Consider the following 19,309-nt stretch of genomic DNA (forward strand, 5'->3'; position numbering starts at 1 on the left):
TTTTTTTAACATTATAATTTTTCGATGCGGGTAATTTCTTCAATTACCGTATCGATGTTGTTTTCTGCAGTTTGCGCATCTTTGGCTACAATGGTAATGTCGAACCGCCCACCCATTAATAAAGTGGTACGCGTCTTGGAGATTTTTTGTGCAGAAGCTGTAAGGCTCAGAGAAACGAGAAGAAAGAAAAATACCCTTAACATAGCAAGCAAATTTACGAAATATTGGTCCGCTTTCTGAATTTAGATGCTTGATCATTTTTTAGGTTTGTTTGGAAACAACCAAATTTGTATCTCTTGTTGATTACAGAAACGATATTTTGTATTTTTCTTTGAACCTACGCCCAAAGGCATTGATTTAAAATCCATCATTATAATTTTGGCAGAAGCTACGCATCGTTACGTACGGAATTTGCTCTTTGCTACTTTAAATTTAGCCTTTTAGTTTTAGCGATTCCGCTTTCTGCTTTGGTCTTTCGGCTTTAAGCTTTTTTTCTTAAATTTGCAGCGCTTTAAACGCCGTTTGCAGCGGTATCAATAGCGTATATGAAAAAATATTTAACCTTACTTTATTACTGCTATGATCCTATAGCAGAGGCGGCGCAATTTGCCGCTAATCATTTGGACTTTTGCAAATCGTTGAACCTAGTTGGTCGCATAATCGTTGCCGAGGAAGGATTAAATGGAACCGTATCTGGAACCGTAGAAGCTTGCAATGAATACATGACCGCTATCCATTCTGACGGTCGATTTGCAAAAACAGAATTTAAAGTGGACGAAGTAGACCAACCTACGTTCATAAAAATGCATTGTAGATATAAATCAGAAATTGTCCACTCTGGTTTAAGAGATACGTCTATCATAAATCCCGCAGAAAAAACGGGCAAACATTTAGAGCCGAAAGATTTCTTGGCGATGAAAGATGAAGAGGACGTTTTGATTTTGGATGTGCGCTCTAACTACGAGCATCAATTGGGCAGGTTTAAGAATGCGCTGACTTTGGATATAGAAAACTTTAGGGATTTTCCGGAGCAGATAAATCAATTGGCGCAGTACAAAGACAAGAAAATAGTAACCTATTGCACAGGTGGAATAAAATGCGAGAAAGCTTCGGCGTTGTTGTTACATCATGGTTTCGAAAACGTTTATCAATTACATGGCGGCATTATAAAGTACGGAAAGGAAGCTGGTGGCCAAGATTTTGAGGGGAAATGTTATGTGTTCGATAATCGGCTATCTGTAGATGTAAACAAGGTAAACCCAACGGTGGTTTCTAAATGTTACAACTGCGGAATAGTTACGCCAAAAATGATAAACTGCGCCAACCCAGAATGCAATGCCCATATTACGCAATGCGATGCTTGCGGAACGGAGCTTAATGGATGCTGCTCTACCACTTGCACCACACACCCACGGTTAAGGCCATATAATGGTACGGGCTATTACGTAAAAGTGCCGCAAGCTGTCTTATCTAAATAACAAATCTATTTTTAACATTTGCATTTTTTGATACGTTCGGGTAGTTTGTGCCTAACCAAATGACGGTTCTATAGCATTTTACCAAAATTTAGTTAATTTGGGTAAAAATAGCTCAAGCTTAAACCCCTATGTCTCTTAGAATACGTCCCTTAGTTTTTGCCATTTTTCTGTGCTTATTTAAGAGTTACGCTTTTGCTTACGATATTAAAAGCATAGGCGTTCCATATATAGAAAATTTTCCAAAAGCCTTATATGGTTCTGGCAACCAAAACTGGAGCGTAACAAAGGATTTGAAAGGCGTTATGTACTTTGGCAATGCCGAAGGTTTACTGACTTATGATGGAACCTACTGGCAAAAGTATTTGATGCCAAATAGACAAATAGTTAGAGCGGTGGCTGCCGATAAAGATGGGAGGGTTTATGTAGGAAGTTTTGGTGAATTTGGTTACTGGAAGTTAAAAAACAATAGGTTTAGCTATCATTCCCTAACTAAACTTTTACCAAAAGGAGTGGAGCTAAAGGACGAGATATGGAAGATTTATATAGATAAGGACCGAGTACTTTTTCAATCATTTTCTGAAATAATTATCTACAAGAACAAGAAGTTGAGCGTTGTTAAGGCGCCCTCGTCTTTCTTGTTTTTACATCATGCAAATAATAAATTTTTCGTAGAGGTTTTAAACAAAGGTTTATTTGAACTAGTCGGAAATAAGCTGGTTTTTCTGCCTGGTAGCGAGAAACTAGGAAGTGACGGTGTGCTATGCATTCTTCCATTCAAGAAAGATACCTATTTAATCGGCACAAGTAAAAGTGGGCTTTTTCTCTATGATGAAAAACAGTTTGTGCCCTTCACATCAGCTGCAAACAATTTTTTAAAAACGTTCCAACTAAACAATGGCACAGTTCTTAAAGATAAATATTTCGCCTTTGGCACAATTTTAAATGGCTTGATCATCATCGATTCCACAGGGAATATAGTTCAAAAAATCAACAAGTCTAGCGGCTTACAGAACAATACTGTGCTGAGTATTTTTGCCGATGATGAGCAAAATCTATGGGCGGGTTTAGACAATGGGATAGATAGGATTGAGTTAAATTCTCCATTGTATTATTATTTCGATAAATCAGGGCAGTTTGGCACAGTCTATAGTAGCATTATCTTCCATAATAACATATATCTAGGCACAAACCAAGGGCTATTTTATAGTAAATGGTCGCCCGAAAATACATCGTCCAACTTTAATTTCTCTTTAATACCGGGATCGCAAGGGCAGGTTTGGGACTTAGAAATTGTTGATGACGAGCTCATTTGTGGCCATAACGACGGTACATTTCGAGTTTTTGGTGGATTTATTGAAAAAATCTCTTCAATTAGTGGCGGCTGGATATTGCAACGGTTAAAATCAAACCCAAACTTCTTTATTCAAGGAACCTATAATGGTCTCGCTTTGTTTGAAAAAAATCCAGGTAACTCCCTAAAGTTTGTTACGAAAATATCGGGATTTGAAGAACCGTCTCGCTATGTTGAACAAGACAGCAAGGGCGATATTTGGGTAAGCCAAGCGTACAAAGGACTTTATAAACTTACGCTTAGTAAAGATTTTACCACGGTTACAAAAATTGATTATTTCGACAAGAAGAATGGCCTCCCGGGAGATTTCAACGTCAATATTTTTAATTTAGAGAATAAGATTGTCTTTTCTTCTAACGAGGGTTTTTACACCTATGATGAGTTTAGCGATAAGTTTTCTAAATATAAAGTGCTTAACCAAAGCTTAGGGCTATTTGCAAGCTCCAATAAAATTATCGATGCTGGCAGCAGGAAATACTGGTTTATAAACCACGGAAAAACCGCGATGGTAGACTTTTCAAAACGCGGAAAGATTGTGGTAGATTCAAGCAAATTTAGTCAGCTGGATGGCAGGATGGTACAGTTTTACGAAAACATAAGTAAAATAGGCCAACAGCGTTACTTAATAAGCGTAGATGATGGTTTTGTGATTTACAATGCAGACGATAATTCTAACGCTAAACAGGCTGCCTTGCCAAAGGTGCTGATTCGTAGAATAGATGATATAACCGATAAATACATTAACCTTAGTGAAGGTGCCGATAGCAGTGCCATTGCATCATTTAAAAATAGTCGAAACAATATTCGCATCTCTTTTTCTTTGCCTTATTATAGGCAGGCTAAAATTAAGTTTCAGTACTTTTTAGAGGGTTATTCTAAAGATTGGAGCGAGTGGAATTCTGCAACACAGAAAGATTTTACCAATTTGCAGAGTGGCAATTATGTTTTTAAGGTGCGGGCAAAGACTAACGGAGGTTCCACAACTAACATAACCAGTTATAGGTTTACCATCTCAAATCCTTGGTATTTTAATATATGGGCTATCGTTGTCTATCTTGCCATGTTCGTAATTTTACTTATTCTTGGTAAGAAAATCTACGAACAAAAATTAAAGAAAGACAGTGAGCAAATTGCGCTTAAATTAAAAGCAGAACAAGAAGAAATTATAAAAGAAGAGGCTGAGGCCAACGAAAGAAATATCCATAAAATCCAAACGGATAGGTTGCAGGCAGAACTTTCATCTAAAAGCAGAGAGCTCGCAAATTCTGCGATGAGTCTTGTCTATAAAAATGAATTGTTGCAGAAGTTGAGCGAAGAAATCATCAAACTTAAAGATGGTTATGGCAAACAATTGCCAGAAGACCAAACTAGGAAAATTCAAAAAGTGATAAATGATGGCATGAACGATGAGCGCGACTGGCATCTTTTTGAGCACAGTTTTAACGAGGCGCATGAGAGTTTTTTTATCAAACTTAAAAAGGAACATCCGGCACTAGTTCCAAATGATTTAAAACTCTGCGCGTATCTAAGAATGAATATGAGCAGTAAGGAAATGTCCTCATTGTTGAACATCTCGCTTCGCGGAGTCGAAATTCGACGTTATAGATTAAGGAAAAAGCTAGATGTGCCACATGATAAGAATCTGTCTGAGTTTTTAATGGAGATTTAACACTACATCATTACTACACACAAGCCAAGTAGATACCCCACAACAGTTGTTGTTGTTGTAGCAAGTCTATCTCTTATAAAAAATGCCTTTAAAGTTCAAAAACTTCTTTTTTGGGCTAAAATCGAATACGGTACACCCATTATTTAGCTATTTTTTCTACCAGTGATGTAATAATGTAGAGGTGTGATTACTTGCACAAGGGAAATTTTATGTCCAATTTTAAGCTAGTCAACCAAATCCAAATATAAAAAGCATGAAAAGAATCTTTACTAAAATTTGTGTTCTTGCCTCCATTTGCCTGCTATTCTTTAACGTATCATTTGCGCAAAATGTAACTGTTAAAGGTGTGGTAAGAGATGCAAGCGACAAAACCACCTTACCAAGCGTAAGTGTATCGGTTAAAGGAACAACCACAGGCACACAAACCGATGTAAACGGCGCCTATAGTATTGCAGCCCCTGCAAACGCCACGTTGGTTTTTACGTACATCGGCTACAACAGCCAAGAATTGCAGGTTGCCGGAAAAACCATTCTTAATGTTGCGCTAGAATCTACCTCGAAAGAACTGCAGCAGGTAGTGGTGATTGGTTATGGTACTCAAAAGAAAAGAGATGTTACCGGGTCGATTACCAGTGTTAAGGGTACAGAAATTGAAAAATTTGCTGTAACCAATCCTGTCGCCGCGTTGCAAGGAAAAGTACCCGGCTTAACAATCAGTAATGCTGGCAATCCAGGTTCTAGCCCAACGGTACGTATTCGCGGTATAAACAGTACGGGCGCATCAAATGACCCCCTTTATGTTGTAGATGGTATTTTCCAAACCAATATAGACTATTTAAACCCAGCTGATATCGAAACAATAGATCTCTTGAGAGACGCGTCTTCTATCGCAATTTTTGGTTTAAAAGGCGCAAATGGTGTGATCGCCATTACTACAAAACGAGCAGCTAAAGGAAAAACCACCGTTAATTTCCAGAGTACGTTCGGCATACAACATGTAACCAACCTTATAGATGTTGTAGACGCCGATGGATTTAAGAAATTATATTCGGCCCAGTTGGCAAATTTAAATGCGGCTCCGTTTGATTATACAAACTACACTGCGAACACAAATTGGCAAAATCAAATTATTCGAGATGCGGTGATTAATACCAACACGTTAAGCATTTCAAATAGTGGCGAAAAAAGTACCACGTTGCTAAACGTTGGCTACAATAACCAAGACGGTGTTCTGAAAAATAACAATTTCAAAAAATTCGTTGCCAGGTTAAGTGAGGAAATAAGAATAACTGATAATATTAAAGTTGGTGGAGATTTAACCGGCTATCACTTTATCAACACTCCGACTTCTGCAGACTTAAACAATGCGCTTTGGGCAGCTCCAATTATCCCAATCCAAACTGATGCCAATACCTATTATAGTTTGCCCACTTTCCAAAGGGCACAGGTACTTAACCCTGTTGCACGTTTAAACCGAGGCGCAGGAACAGCGATAGATGCCGGCTTTAGGTTTACAGGAAGTGTATATGCTGAAATTAAATTTTTAAAGGATTTTACGTTAAGATCTAGTTTCAGTACAGATTTAGGGTTTAATAATGCAAGACGCTATACACCTCTTCCATATAGTTTTATTAATCTGGGTGAAGGTACTAATCCAACCAATACTTATTTTGATAATACGGCTAAAACCAGCGTTGAACAACAAGCGGACGAGAACCGTAAATATCAACAAGACCAAACTTTAACCTATAATAAAGTTTTTGATGGCGGACATACATTAACCGCACTACTTGGTTTTTCGTCTTATTCATTTAATACTACAAACTTAAAAGGGTCACGCCGAGATACCACTTTAAATGTACCGTTTGACTCTGATTTATGGTACATTGGAGCTATAAATACCAATAACCCAACGTTTAATGATGGCAGTGGTTCTACAGAAACCAACCTGGGTGCATTCGGTCGTATCAATTATTCTTATAAAAATAGATATTTGTTAAATGCAACCATCAGACGAGATGGTAACTCTAGATTTGCTCCGGCAAATAGATGGGGAACATTTGGAAGTGTTGGTTTAGGTTGGGTAGCGAGCGACGAAGATTTCTTTAAAAATAACATTAAAGGAGTTGACTTTTTCAAACTACGCGCGTCTTACGGCTATCTCGGCAATGCAAACTCGCTTACAGATAATGTGTACCAAGTTGGGTTAAATGGTGGTGCAACGGCTGTTTTTGGTCAGAATGTTTATACTGCCGTGTCTCCAGCATACACCGCGGATCCAAATTTACAATATGAAGTTGTAAAAGGCTTTGACTTAGGTTTAGAAGCTAGAGCATTAAACAATCGTTTAAGCTTAGATTTAGGAGTTTATGATAAAACCACAAGTAAAATCATCAGCAACATTATTTTGCCTGGCACCAATTTAGGTTACATAACCAATTTGGGTGATATTTCTAACAGAGGTATAGAAGTTAGCTTAGGCTGGAACGATAAAATCGGGTCTGATTTTAGTTATGGCATTAATGGTAATTTTAGCTATGTTAAAAACAAAGTTAAATCTCTTGGACTTACCAATTTTAAATTATTGGGTAATGGAGGTGTAAATGTTACTGAGACAGGAAATCCGATTGGATATTTTTATGGCTACAGACAGACTGGCATCTATCAAACTACTGCAGATTTAGACAAAGAAGCGCATTTTGCTAATTCTTTACCAGGAGATATCTCTTACCAAGACGTTAACGGCGACGGCGTGATTACGCCTGCAGATAGAACATATTTAGGCACTCCTTTCCCCCCTTATAGCTACGGCCTAAGTCTTTCTTTGGGTTACAAAGGGTTTGATGCGGTAGTAGAAGGACAAGGTGTTGCAGGAAACAAAATTTACACGCAAAGACGTACTAGTAACTTCGCAATCTTAAATTACGAAACCAATAGGCTTAATGCATGGACTGCTGCAGGTTCTACTAATGTTGAGCCAATCTTAGACAATTCACGGGGGAACAACCTGTTGTTTAGCTCATACTATTTAGAATCTGGTTCTTACTTCCGTTTACGTAACGTACAATTAGGCTACACTTTTGCCAAAAACATGTTGAGCGAAGTTGGCATTCAAAAACTGAGAGTATTTGTAAGCGGTCAAAACGTTAAAACTTGGAGTAAAACGACTGGCTATAGTCCCGAAGCACAAGTTGGTACTGTTCAAGCTGGGGGTGTTTTAGCAGCAGGTGCAGATAATGGCGTTTATCCAGTTCCTGCAATTTATTCTTTCGGCTTAAACGTAACTTTCTAAGTACATCATTTAATTCATACAAAATGAAAAATATTAAATCACAAATTGGAATTGTGTTAACCACGATGATAGTTTTATCAGCAGCGACTGGTTGCAAAAAATTTTTAGATACAGAAAAGCAAGGTACATATACAACAGATAATTATCCATATCCTAAAGGTTCTGGCCCTTATGATACCTTCCTTTTTGGAGCATATAATGATTTGAGATCTTACGATGTGCATTGTACAGGTTTCTTTTTGGCAACTAATGTTAGAAGTGACGATGCCGATAAGGGAAGTACTGCCGGCGATGGTGGCGCAGATGCGAATAGTTTCGATACCTTTCCGGTGCTTCCGAGCAATGGTATTGTAAGTGGCATGTGGGTTGGATATTTAAGCTTTATTGCAAAATGTAACAACGTAATAAATCAAGTAGATAATAATCCAGCAATCACGGCTAGTGATCAAATTAAGATGCAGTCTAAGGCAGAAGCTCGCTTTATGAGAGGTTATGCTTACTTTAACATGGTTCGGTTTTTTGGTAGGGTGCCAATATTAGATAAGGTACTTTCGGTTTCTGCTGTAAATGTTCCACAAAGTTCAGCTGCCCAAATTTACACCTTTATTGAGAGTGATCTGCAATTTGCAGCAGCAAATTTGCCCGCAAGTTGGGATCCTAGATTTGTTGGCCGTGCAACAAGTGGCATGGCTAATGGCATTTTGGCAAAAGTTTACTTAACACAAAAGAAATGGGCTGCGGCAATGGGAGCAGCAAACATGGTAATGACATCTGGTCAGTACGATTTGTCGACTCCTTACGACAAGATTTTTGGCGAATCTGGCGAAAATAGCCAAGAATCTGTTTTTGAAGTGCAAGCAACTGCAAGTGCAACGGTACCAACAGATAATGGGGTTCAGATCAATCAGTTTCAGGGTGTTAGAGATGGTGGAGTTTGGAATTTAGGTTTTGGATGGAACGTTCCGACAAGTTATTTAGAAGCAGCTTATGAGCCAAACGATCCAAGAGAAGCTAGAACGTTTTTAAGAAGAAGTACTGCAAGTACCACATACCAAACTGTTTACGGAGAAAATACGCCTACTACTTGGAACAATCCAATTTACAATCAAAAAGTTTACACGAGCCCAGCCTTTAGAGCGCTTTATAATGACATGTCTGGATATTGGTTGAACATTCGTATTCTACGCTACGCAGATGTTGTTTTAATGTATGCCGAAGCAGCTAACGAAATTGGTGGAGCTGCAAACATTACTTTAGCTTCAACAGCATTAAATAGTGTGCGCTCTAGAGCAAGAAATGGCAATACAGCTATTTTACCTGATGTTGTAACCATTGACCAAGCAACATTACGCACCGCAATACACCATGAGAGAAGAATTGAGTTGGCCATGGAATATGACCGTTTCTTTGATTTGGTGCGTTGGGGCCAATCGCAAAGCGCATTAGCTGCTGCAGGCAGACCAGGCTTTGTTGCTTCTCGAGATAATTTGCTGCCAATCCCTCAAACTCAAATTGATTTGAGTAAAGGTGTACTCACTCAAAACCCAGGTTATTAACTTTTAAATTAAAGAAAATGAAATTTTCAAATCAAAATAGAGTTTACCTTTTCGGTTTAACCGTATTGTTAGCCATCTTCTCCTCTTGTAAAAAGAGCGATAATCCAAACGATTTACCAAGTGTGAATCCTCAAGATTATGCGGGAAAAATTGATGGCTTTGGTTCTGCAGACGAGATTTATGCTAAAAACCTAGTGGCATATTGGTCCTTTGATGGAAACAAGAATGAAACGAAATCTGGCACTGCACCAACATCTTCAGCAGGAGATAGCTTTATCCCGGGAGGAGTAAAAGGACAAGCATTAAAGTTGAGTGGAGGCTATCTTTACTACGGCAAACAGTTCGATGCCTTTAAAACGGGCGCTTTTACAAGTTTTACCATAAGTGCTTGGGTACAAATTTTAAACAATGGAAGTAAGAAAACAATGCTTTTTCAAATCGCCAGACCGGGCATGTTTGATGGAAATGTAGACTTTGTCTTAGAAACCCAGGCAAATCCAGCCAGCAACGTCGATTATCTTCAAATTCATCCCACGTTTGCAACCGTTGGAGGTGGAAGACAAGACAACATCAACAATTATGGCGCAACCAATGTGTCGCCAGCAATTGGCGCAAACAAATGGATAAATATAATAGTTACCTACGATGCAAGTGCTGGTACGTTTAATATTTGGGGAAACGCCGCTAAAATTGGCAATTACCCAGACAGAGGAACTGGCGATGCGTTGTTCAAATCTTATGAGCCAAACGAGATTATCATTGGTGGAAATTACAATGTCATTCCCAGCAAATCTGTAAATGCAGACACTGGGTTTGCGCCAATGACCGGCTCTATAGATGAAATTAGGGTTTACAATACCGTGCTGCCCGACGCTTACATCAAAACACTCTACAACCTTGGAGTTGCAGGTAAATAAAAAATTCTAATTCTGGCTTATCTTTCTTAAGCCAGAATTTTAAAAAAATCACAATTAATATGTTTAAAAGGTATTTTAAGTTTTGCCTACCGTTGGTTATTTTAGTTACCCTAAATGCCTGCAAAAAAGGCAGTACGCTTACAGAAAAGCCGCAAGACGCCCAACTTTCTTTTACTGTTGATGGGGCTTACAACGGAACATTATCTTATAACAATGTTGCGGTAAGGCCAAAAATTTCCACTGACTTTTCACAACAAATAGGTGCAAATTCTATAAGTAAAATTACTTGGAAAACTAATGCGGGACAAGAAGTTGCGTTTCAATCGGGCTTTAGCAACAACAATAAAACACTCACGCTTACACCAACCAAAGATTTAGCGTCCTTCGAAAAGTATTTGGTGGTGATACCTAGTGATTTGATGACGCAAAACGGAGGTGAAATCTCAAACCCTATCCAAATACAACTACAAACTGGGTTAGATGGAAAAGATAAATTCCCACAAATCTCAGATGATGATTTACTTACTCTTATCCAAAAACAAACCTTTAAATATTTTTGGGATTTTGCACATCCAGCAAGTGGCATGGCTAGAGAGCGCAATACTTCTGGCGATGTGGTTACAACTGGTGGTTCTGGTTTTGGGATTATGTCTATCGTGGTGGGAATAAACAGAAATTTTATCAGCAAAGCTGATGGCCTGGCGCGCTTGCAAAAAATTGTTGGCTTTCTTAAAACAGCCGATACCTTTCACGGTGTATTTCCACATTGGTTAAATGGCAATACAGGCAAAGTAATTCCATTTAGCACTAAAGATAATGGTGCTGACTTGGTAGAAACTTCTTTTTTAATGCAAGGTTTGATCGTTGCGAGACAGTATTTTGCAGAAAACAGCCCACAAGAAAATCAATTAAGGGCAGACATTAATACGTTAAGTAGTAGAGTAGAGTGGGATTGGTTTAGACAAGGAGATCAGCAAAAGCTGTTTTGGCATTGGAGTCCAGATTACAACTGGGACATTAACTTGCAGGTAAAAGGCTGGAACGAATCATTGATGGTTTACGTATTGGCTGCTTCCTCTGGTACGCATGGCATCCCAAAATCTGTGTATGATAATGGTTGGGCAGACAATGGCGGCATGAAAAACGGAAATACCTTTTATGGAGTTTCTTTACCATTGGGGCCTGCTAACGGAGGTCCACTTTTCTTCGAACATTATTCTTTTCTCAGCATCAATCCTATGGGTTTGAAAGATGCTTACGCTGATTATCAAGCGCAAACGTTAGCGCATACCAAAATTAACTATAACTATTGTGTGGCCAACCCAAAGAAATATGTAGGTTATTCTAAAGATTGTTGGGGCTTAACCGCAAGTGATATCAATGGCGGTTACACTGCAAGTTCCCCAGATAACGATGGAGGTTACATTGCGCCAACTGCCGCCATTTCCTCTATTGCTTATACGCCAACAGAATCTATGGCTGCCATCCGCTTTTTCTATTACAAACTTGGCGATAAAACCTGGGGCGATTATGGCTTTAAAGATGCCTTTTCGCTTACAGATCCCTGGTTTGCCGATTCTTATTTGGCAATAGATCAAGGGCCGCAAATAGTTATGATAGAAAATTATCGCACAAAGCTAATCTGGAACTTGTTTATGAGCGCACCTGAAGTAAAAATGGGGATGCAAAAATTAGGCTTTACAAGTCCGAATCTATAATTTTATTAAACATGAGAGATAAAAAACTCGTTTTTGCAATTGTATTTTCTGCCGTATGCATCTTTACCCAGTGTAAAGCGCAGAAGTATGAATCGATTTCTAAGACACCCGCAATTGAGAAAAATCTTAGCGACGAACAGTTATTGGATGTGGTGCAAAAACAAACCTTCCAATATTTTTGGGATGGTGCAGAGCCTAATTCTGGCGCAGCTAGAGAGCGATATCATGTAGACAATATTTATCCCGCAAAGGATAAAAATACAGTTACTACTGGAGCGACGGGTTTTGGCTTATTGGGTATTATCAGCGCAGTTGACAGAAAATTTGTAAATAGAAGCGACGGGGTAGCGAGATTAACAAAGATTTTAGATTTCTTGGGCAAAGCCGATAGATTTCATGGCGCCTGGCCGCATTGGCTAAATGGAGAAACTGGAAAGGTAATTCCATTTGGAAAAAAAGACAATGGCGGCGATCTGGTAGAAACATCTTTTTTGGCACAAGGACTCATTTGTATAAACGAATACTTTAAGGACGGCTCTGCAAAAGAACGAGCCTTAGCAAAAACGGCAGACTTTCTTTGGCGCGGAATAGACTTCAATTGGTATAGAAACGGCGGTCAGAATGTACTGTTCTGGCATTGGTCGCCAGAGTATGCATGGCAGATGAATTTTCCGGTTAAAGGCTATAACGAATGTTTGATTATGTATGTATTGGCTGCCTCTTCGCCAACACATACGGTTCCTGCTGCTGTCTATCACGAAGGTTGGGCGAGAAACGGTGTTATAAAAACAAGTTTCGATGTGTATGGACATCATTTTACCTTAGATTATCAAGGCGAAAAAAACAGTGTTGGCCCATTGTTTTGGGCACATTATTCTTATTTAGGTCTAAATCCGAAAGGGCTAAAAGATAAATACGCGGATTATTGGCAAAACAATGTAAACCAAACACTTGCCATACACGATTATTGCGTGGCAAACCCGAAAGGCTATAAAGGTTATGGCGAAAATAGTTGGGGTTTAACCGCAAGTTATTCTGTAAATGGCTACTCGGCACATACCATTAACAATGATCTCGGTGTGATTTCTCCAACCGCTGCCATTTCCTCTATTCCATACACGCCAAAAGAATCTATGAAGGTAATCAGGCACCTTTATGAAGATTTAGGCGATAAGCTTTGGGGCAAGTACGGTTTTTACGATGCTTTTTCTGAAACAGACAATTGGTACCCGAAGCATTATTTGGGGATAGACCAAGGGCCAATGGTAGTTATGATAGAAAACTACAGATCGGGTTTGCTTTGGAAATTGTTTATGAAGAGTGCAGATGTGCAGAAAGGATTGAAGAAATTAGGGTTTAAAAGTAGCGAAATAAAAACGGATAATTAAAGGTCGAGATGGTTTGATTCTGTAAAAACGCTGTTGCAACAATTGAAAAATAGCGTAGCTTTAAAAACTATTCGTTTTTTGCTGCAGATAAATTTTTTTAACCATCTCTAATCACTAAATAATGAAAGCGAAATTTCTTTTCACAGTGTTAATTTTAACAAGTATAACTTCACGATTATTTGCAAAAGACTGTAATCAAAAATAAGCTAAATTAGAAACTTATAGATTTTTTTAACGACCATGAAAAAAATTCTTTTACTATTTATTACCGCAGCTCTTAGTACAACAATATATGCGCAACAAAAAACCTCAGCACCCTTTCAAGATGAAATAAATGCTTTTAAAGTCAAAGATGCAGCAGCAATGCCTGCAAAAGATGGTATTCTTTTTATCGGTAGCTCATCTTTACGTAAATGGACAGATTTAGAAAAGGTTTATGCAAAATATTATGCCATTAATAGAGGTTTTGGCGGCTCTAAGTTGTTAAACGCCATCTATTATGCCGATGACATCATTTTTCCTTATCAACCAAGACAGATTTTTATTTACAGCGGTGAGAATGATATTGCCGAGGGTGCCAGCGCAGAAATTACTGCCGATAGGTTTAAAATTCTCTTCGGTCTCATCAGGAAGAAAATGCCAGAGGTCCCAATCGAGTTTATTTCGATAAAACCAAGTCCGAGTAGAGCGCAATTTATGCCCGAATTTTTACATGCAAACGCATTAATCAAAATATTTTTGGCAAAGCAAAGTAAAACAGATTTTATTAACGTTTATAGCAATATGCTAAACGCGAATGGAAAGCCGATGCCTGATATATTTTTAGAAGATAATCTCCACATGAACCAAAAAGGCTACGACATTTGGATTAAAGCCATTGCACCTTTCTTAGTAAAATAAACCCCCCTAAACTTTCGAAATGAAATTATTCAAATTAATTTTTATCCTTTTTACCATCGTAAATCTTAATGTTTTCGCACAAAAAAAGGCAACCGCAAAATCTAGTCAGATGGATCAATTTGTAAAATCTTTAATGTCTAAAATGACGGTAGAAGAAAAAATTGGTCAATTAAATTTGTTAACCGGTGGCGAAGCAACAACAGGTTCAGCAGTCAGTACAGATGTAGAACAGAAAATTGCTGCTGGCAAAGTTGGAGGTATTTTTAGCTTAACCACGCCAGAAAAAATTAGAAAAACACAAGAAGCCGCTATGAAAAGTCGCCTAAAAATTCCAATGATTTTTGGTCAAGATGTAATCCATGGGTATAAAACCGTTTTTCCAATTCCTTTGGCATTAGCCGCAAGTTGGGATTTACCAATGATAGAAAATACGGCAAGAGTTGCGGCGCAAGAAGCTAGCGCCGACGGTTTAAACTGGACTTTCTCTCCCATGGTTGATATTGCACGCGATGCGCGTTGGGGACGGATTTCAGAAGGAAGTGGCGAAGACCCATTTTTAGGCTCGGCAATAGCAAAAGTAATGGTTAAGGGTTATCAGGGCGATGATTTATCAAAAAATAACACCATTATGGCTTGTGTAAAACACTTCGCTTTATATGGCGCTGTAGAAGCTGGGCGCGATTACAATACCGTTGACATGAGCAAAGATAGGATGTACAACGATTACTTTCCACCCTATAAAGCTGCCATTGATGCCGGTGCTGGAAGTGTGATGGCCTCTTTTAACGACATTAACGGAATTCCTGCAACTGCAAACAAATGGTTGTTAACCGATGTGCTGCGCAAGCAATGGGGTTTTACAGGCTTCGTGGTGTCAGATTATACCGGAGTGAATGAATTAAGTGCGCACGGGTTGGGCAATCTTCAACAGGTAAGTGCAAGAGCTTTAGTCGCCGGAACAGATATGGATATGGTTGGCGAAGGATATTTAACCACGTTAAAAAAATCTATTGCCGAAGGCAAAGTAACCATGGCACAGATAGACAATGCCTGCCGTTTAGTTTTAGAAGCCAAATACAAGCTTGGTCTATTTGCAGACCCATTTAAATATTGCAGCGAGGAGCGTGCAAAGACAGAAATTTCTACGGAAGCCAACTTAAAAGCTGCCCGAAATGCTGCAGCGCAAACCTTTGTGTTGTTAAAAAACGAGAACAACATTCTTCCGTTAAAGAAAACAGGTACAATAGCTGTCATCGGTCCGCTCGGAAATACCAAACCAAATATGGTTGGTACTTGGGCAGTAAATGCCAATATGGATATCGTGCCGACTTTGGTAGAAGGCATTGAGCAGGTAGCAGGAAAAGATGTAAAGGTTACTTATGCTTTGGGTTCTAATTTAACGGCCGATTCGGTGTTGCAAAAGAATAGTACCATGTTTGGCCGCGACATCCCTAGAGACAATAGACCAGAGCAAGACGTTATTAATGATGCGTTGAAAGTGGCCAGCAAAGCTGATGTAATTGTTGCTGCCTTAGGAGAATCTTCGGAGATGAGCGGTGAGGCGTCTAGCCGAACAGATATTGATATTCCTGAAGTGCAAAAAAGACTTTTGGCCGCTTTGTTGAAAACAGGAAAGCCGGTGGTATTGGTGTTGTTTACGGGCCGCCCATTGGCCATAAAAGAAGAAAGCGAAACAGTTCCGGCCATTTTAAACGTTTGGTTCGGAGGTACAGAAGCTACTACTGCCATAGGCGATGTGCTTTTTGGCGATGTAAATCCATCTGGTAAACTGCCAGTTACCTTTCCTCAAAATGTTGGACAAGTCCCTATTTATTATGCCCATAAAAATACAGGTAGACCTTTGCCTGCCGGCGGATGGTTTTCTAAATTTAAATCCAACTACCTTGATGTAAGCAATGATCCGCTATATCCGTTTGGCTTTGGTTTAAGTTATACCACGTTTAACTATGGCGAGGTTAAATTAAGCAATATCTCTTTGAATCCTGGAAAGACGATTACGGCAACTGTCAGCTTAACCAATACCGGAAAAGTAGTAGGCAAAGAAGTAGTGCAAATGTACATTAGAGACCTTGTTGGCAGCACAACTAGGCCTGTAAAAGAGCTTAAAGGTTTTCAGAAAATTAGCCTTAATCCAGGAGAAACCAAGGAAGTAAGCTTTAAAATCTCTGAGGACGATTTAAAGTTTTACAATGCCGATTTAAAATATGTAGCCGAGCCAGGAGATTTTAAGGTTTTTATTGGAACAAATTCATCGGACGTGAAAGAAGCTGATTTTAAGTTGTTAAAATAGGTTATCGAAAAATTTAAGCGATGAAATGGATTAGAATAGGCTTACTTTTAGTGTTTGCAGTTGCCGCTAGCAATGGCTTTGCGCAAGACACCATGATGTTTAAAAAAGTGGTGTTTGCTAAAAAGGGAGACACGCTTAATTTGAGAGTGCTGTATCCAAAAGATTTTGATTCTGCCAAAACCTATCCAATTTTATTCTTTTTACACGGCAGCGGCGAGCGCGGAAACGACAATGAAAGTCAATTGGTACATGGCAGCAAGCAATTTTTAAAAGATAGCGTGCGGAATGCTTTTCCGTCTATTGTGGTTTTTCCACAATGCCCAGCAAACGATTATTGGTCGGATGTGAATATTGTAACGGAAAACGGAAAGCGGACTTTTAATTTTCAAAAAGATGGCAAACCAACCAAAGCCATGCACGCACTTTTGGCTGTGGTTAAAGATTTTCTACATCGAGATTATGTAGATAAAAGCCAAGTTTATGTTGGGGGTTTATCTATGGGCGGTATGGGCACGTATGAAATGTTGCGAAGAAAACGCCATACCTTTGCCGCGGCTTTTGCCATTTGTGGTGGCGATAATTTGGCAAACGTTAAAAAATACAAACACGTTCCACTTTGGATTTTCCATGGCGCGAAAGATGATGTTGTAGATCCGGCTTTTTCTGTCGCCACTGCAGAACGATTAAAAGTTTTAGGCGATGAAGTAAAACTAACCATATATCCTAATGCAAACCACAACAGTTGGGATAGCGCCTTTGCAGAACCAGGTTTTTTGCCTTGGTTGTATGGGCATAGGAGGTAGAACGTTGGATTCTCGGCGGCAACCCGCGCTATTGGCGGGTAATTTTTCTAACTGGTTTTTTTTATCCCGCAGATTGCGCTGATGTTCGCCGATTTCTTTCTGCGTAAATCTGTTTTATCTGCGGAATCTTTCTTTAGCAGTTTGTTTTTCTCTCGCAAATTACGCCGTTAGCGGTAAGCGTAGCGAAACTAACACCCGGAATTTAAAATCATAAAACTTGCGTATCGATAACTTTTAAGTTAACTTTGCGAAATGAATTCTGAAAAACAAATCATTTTTCACAAACACTATTTCAACGACTTCTATTTGGAGCAGACTGAGAAAGTGCAAGAAAAAATTGAATACGTTTTTAAGATTGTGAGAACCGTTCAAAATGTTCCAAAAAAATTCTTCGACCACATGAAGGGAACGGACGGACTTTATGAAATACGAATTGAATTTGAAAGCAATATTTACAGAATATTTTGCTGTTTTGACAAAGGAAATTTAGTCGTTCTATTTAACTGTTTTCAAAAGAAATCACAAAAAACGCCGAAAAAGGAAATCGACTTGGCATTGAGATTAAAAAATGAATACTTCAACTCAAAAAAGAAAAAGTAATGAACAAAGAAAATATCAGAAATGCTAAAAACTTTGACGAGTTATTAGACATTAAATACGGGAAAATCGGAGCTGAAAAACGAGACGCATTTGAAGAAAAAGCTCAATATTTTGTAATTAGCGAGATGTTGAAGGAAGCTCGGAAAGAAGCCAATATGACGCAGGAACAATTGGCTGACAAAGTTGGAACTAAGAAAAGTTATATTTCTCGACTAGAAAACGGAAAATGCGACATTCAGCTTTCTACTCTTTATAGAATTTTCGAGTTTGGACTTGGAAAACGAATAAATTTAATGTTCTCATAAAAACGCCCAACCGCTAACAGCAAATTTATACAAAAATGGCTGCCAGTGGTTTACATTATTTCATAAGTTATTTGATTTGGTGAGGGCTGAAAATGGATTTGCAAGCAATGCCATTTCTGCACAAATTTTCAAAACGATCTTCGCTGATTTCTGTTCTGCGGCAACCTGTTTTCTCTGCTGGAACTATTTTTAACCCTTTGTTTTTGTCCCGCTGATCACGCTGACGTTCGCTGATTTCTTTCTCTGCGGGAACTATTTCTGTTCCTTTCAATAATTCCATTCGCTTTTCGAAACATCAATTGATCATTTTAACTTAACATTAATTGGCTAATATATTTAGTGTTTTTGATATTTTGATGATTAGTTCATCAATACTTATTAACAGGTTGGGTTTTTGATAAGAGGTTTTTTTTATGGGTTGGCTTACTCTTGGCATGTTTAATAGTTGGGTTATCTCAACGCAAAAAAGCCTAAAGGGATTAACTATTTGCGGGATGTTAATAGAAAATTATCGCACCTTTTTCAAAAATCTTTCTATAACTCTTTGAACCGTTTTGATTCCAGCTTATTGTTACTCCGGCGGCTGTTTGTTGGCGGTTGAAAGAGCGCTAACGATTGTCCCACGGGGATACCTTTGGCAATTGACAGAGCGCCCAAATAGTTTTCTTAAACCTTAACTAGCATGCGTTTTTTTACGTCAAAAAAAAATCCAGAAAGGATTACATGTTTATAGGAATTGTTCCAAGCGAATCGTTCGACCCTGGCGGGGTCGAATCTATTGCCAATGGGTTTTATAAACATTCCAAACGCCAACGTTGACAATATCTTTTTTCTGGCAGCTGTTTTTTGGCGTCTTGCTATTCGCGCTAACGACAGGAACGGCATCCTTTTTCCCCGGCTTTTCTGCGGGGGAAAAGATATAGTGGATGGCGTGCCCGAGCGCCCAAATAATCATCCATATTAAATCTGTTTCCGAATCCTCATCATATTCTTTACGGAACGATAGAGAAGCTTTATCTCA

General features: G+C 38.8%; 14 protein-coding genes. 12 read left to right on the plus strand and 2 right to left on the minus strand.

The genetic code is table 11. The features are described 5' to 3' along the window. Positions 1 to 11: 11 nt before the first annotated feature. Complete coding sequence (locus ABIB40_RS11940; protein WP_354359326.1) at positions 12 to 203, minus strand: hypothetical protein; 192 nt, start codon at positions 201 to 203, stop codon at positions 12 to 14. A 342-nt stretch (positions 204 to 545) separates the two neighbouring features. Here ABIB40_RS11940 and trhO point away from each other — a divergent pair, with 342 nt between their 5' ends. From trhO to ABIB40_RS12000, 12 genes are all read left to right on the plus strand, one after another. Continuing rightward, positions 546 to 1,478 (plus strand): oxygen-dependent tRNA uridine(34) hydroxylase TrhO, encoded by a 933-nt coding sequence (gene trhO / locus ABIB40_RS11945; protein WP_354359328.1) that lies wholly within the window; start codon positions 546 to 548, stop codon positions 1,476 to 1,478. Between the two features lie 128 nt (positions 1,479 to 1,606). Next, the gene (locus ABIB40_RS11950; protein ID WP_354359330.1) at positions 1,607 to 4,498 is read left to right on the plus strand and encodes a ligand-binding sensor domain-containing protein; all 2,892 of its coding nucleotides are present in this window, start codon (positions 1,607 to 1,609) and stop codon (positions 4,496 to 4,498) included. Positions 4,499 to 4,751: 253 nt separating this feature from the next. Next, positions 4,752 to 7,790: a SusC/RagA family TonB-linked outer membrane protein gene (locus ABIB40_RS11955; protein ID WP_354359332.1), complete on the plus strand. Its 3,039-nt coding sequence runs from the start codon at positions 4,752 to 4,754 to the stop codon at positions 7,788 to 7,790. A gap of 23 nt (positions 7,791 to 7,813) precedes the next feature. Next, positions 7,814 to 9,346: a RagB/SusD family nutrient uptake outer membrane protein gene (locus ABIB40_RS11960; protein WP_354359334.1), complete on the plus strand. Its 1,533-nt coding sequence runs from the start codon at positions 7,814 to 7,816 to the stop codon at positions 9,344 to 9,346. Positions 9,347 to 9,363: 17 nt separating this feature from the next. Then, positions 9,364 to 10,263: a LamG-like jellyroll fold domain-containing protein gene (locus ABIB40_RS11965; RefSeq protein ID WP_354359336.1), complete on the plus strand. Its 900-nt coding sequence runs from the start codon at positions 9,364 to 9,366 to the stop codon at positions 10,261 to 10,263. Positions 10,264 to 10,322: 59 nt separating this feature from the next. Next, entirely contained in the window at positions 10,323 to 11,981 is a 1,659-nt protein-coding gene (locus tag ABIB40_RS11970) for a glucoamylase family protein (RefSeq protein WP_354359338.1), read from the plus strand. An 11-nt stretch (positions 11,982 to 11,992) separates the two neighbouring features. Continuing rightward, on the plus strand, positions 11,993 to 13,369 hold the full coding sequence (locus ABIB40_RS11975; RefSeq protein WP_354359340.1) for a glucoamylase family protein: 1,377 nt from the start codon (positions 11,993 to 11,995) through the stop codon (positions 13,367 to 13,369). A 240-nt stretch (positions 13,370 to 13,609) separates the two neighbouring features. Beyond that, on the plus strand, positions 13,610 to 14,269 hold the full coding sequence (locus ABIB40_RS11980) for a GDSL-type esterase/lipase family protein (RefSeq protein WP_354359342.1): 660 nt from the start codon (positions 13,610 to 13,612) through the stop codon (positions 14,267 to 14,269). A 19-nt stretch (positions 14,270 to 14,288) separates the two neighbouring features. Beyond that, entirely contained in the window at positions 14,289 to 16,580 is a 2,292-nt protein-coding gene (gene bglX / locus ABIB40_RS11985; protein WP_354359344.1) for a beta-glucosidase BglX, read from the plus strand. 20 nt (positions 16,581 to 16,600) lie between these two features. Beyond that, positions 16,601 to 17,383 carry a carboxylesterase family protein gene (locus ABIB40_RS11990; RefSeq protein ID WP_354359346.1) on the plus strand — a complete coding sequence of 261 codons (783 nt, stop codon included), beginning with the start codon at positions 16,601 to 16,603 and terminating at the stop codon, positions 17,381 to 17,383. Between the two features lie 252 nt (positions 17,384 to 17,635). Further along, a complete protein-coding gene (locus ABIB40_RS11995) occupies positions 17,636 to 17,983 on the plus strand; it encodes a type II toxin-antitoxin system RelE/ParE family toxin (RefSeq protein WP_354359348.1) in 348 nt (115 codons plus the stop codon). Next, positions 17,983 to 18,288 (plus strand): helix-turn-helix transcriptional regulator, encoded by a 306-nt coding sequence (locus ABIB40_RS12000; RefSeq protein ID WP_354359350.1) that lies wholly within the window; start codon positions 17,983 to 17,985, stop codon positions 18,286 to 18,288. Before ABIB40_RS11995 ends, ABIB40_RS12000 begins: the two co-directional genes overlap by 1 nt. Positions 18,289 to 18,355: 67 nt before the next feature. On the opposite strand, the gene ABIB40_RS12005 is transcribed toward ABIB40_RS12000, so the two are convergent. Beyond that, a complete protein-coding gene (locus tag ABIB40_RS12005; RefSeq protein WP_354359352.1) occupies positions 18,356 to 18,568 on the minus strand; it encodes a hypothetical protein in 213 nt (70 codons plus the stop codon). Positions 18,569 to 19,309 lie beyond the last annotated feature (741 nt).

The organism is Pedobacter sp. UYP30 (assembly GCF_040547165.1).
Taxonomy (GTDB): Bacteria; Bacteroidota; Bacteroidia; order Sphingobacteriales; family Sphingobacteriaceae; genus Pedobacter.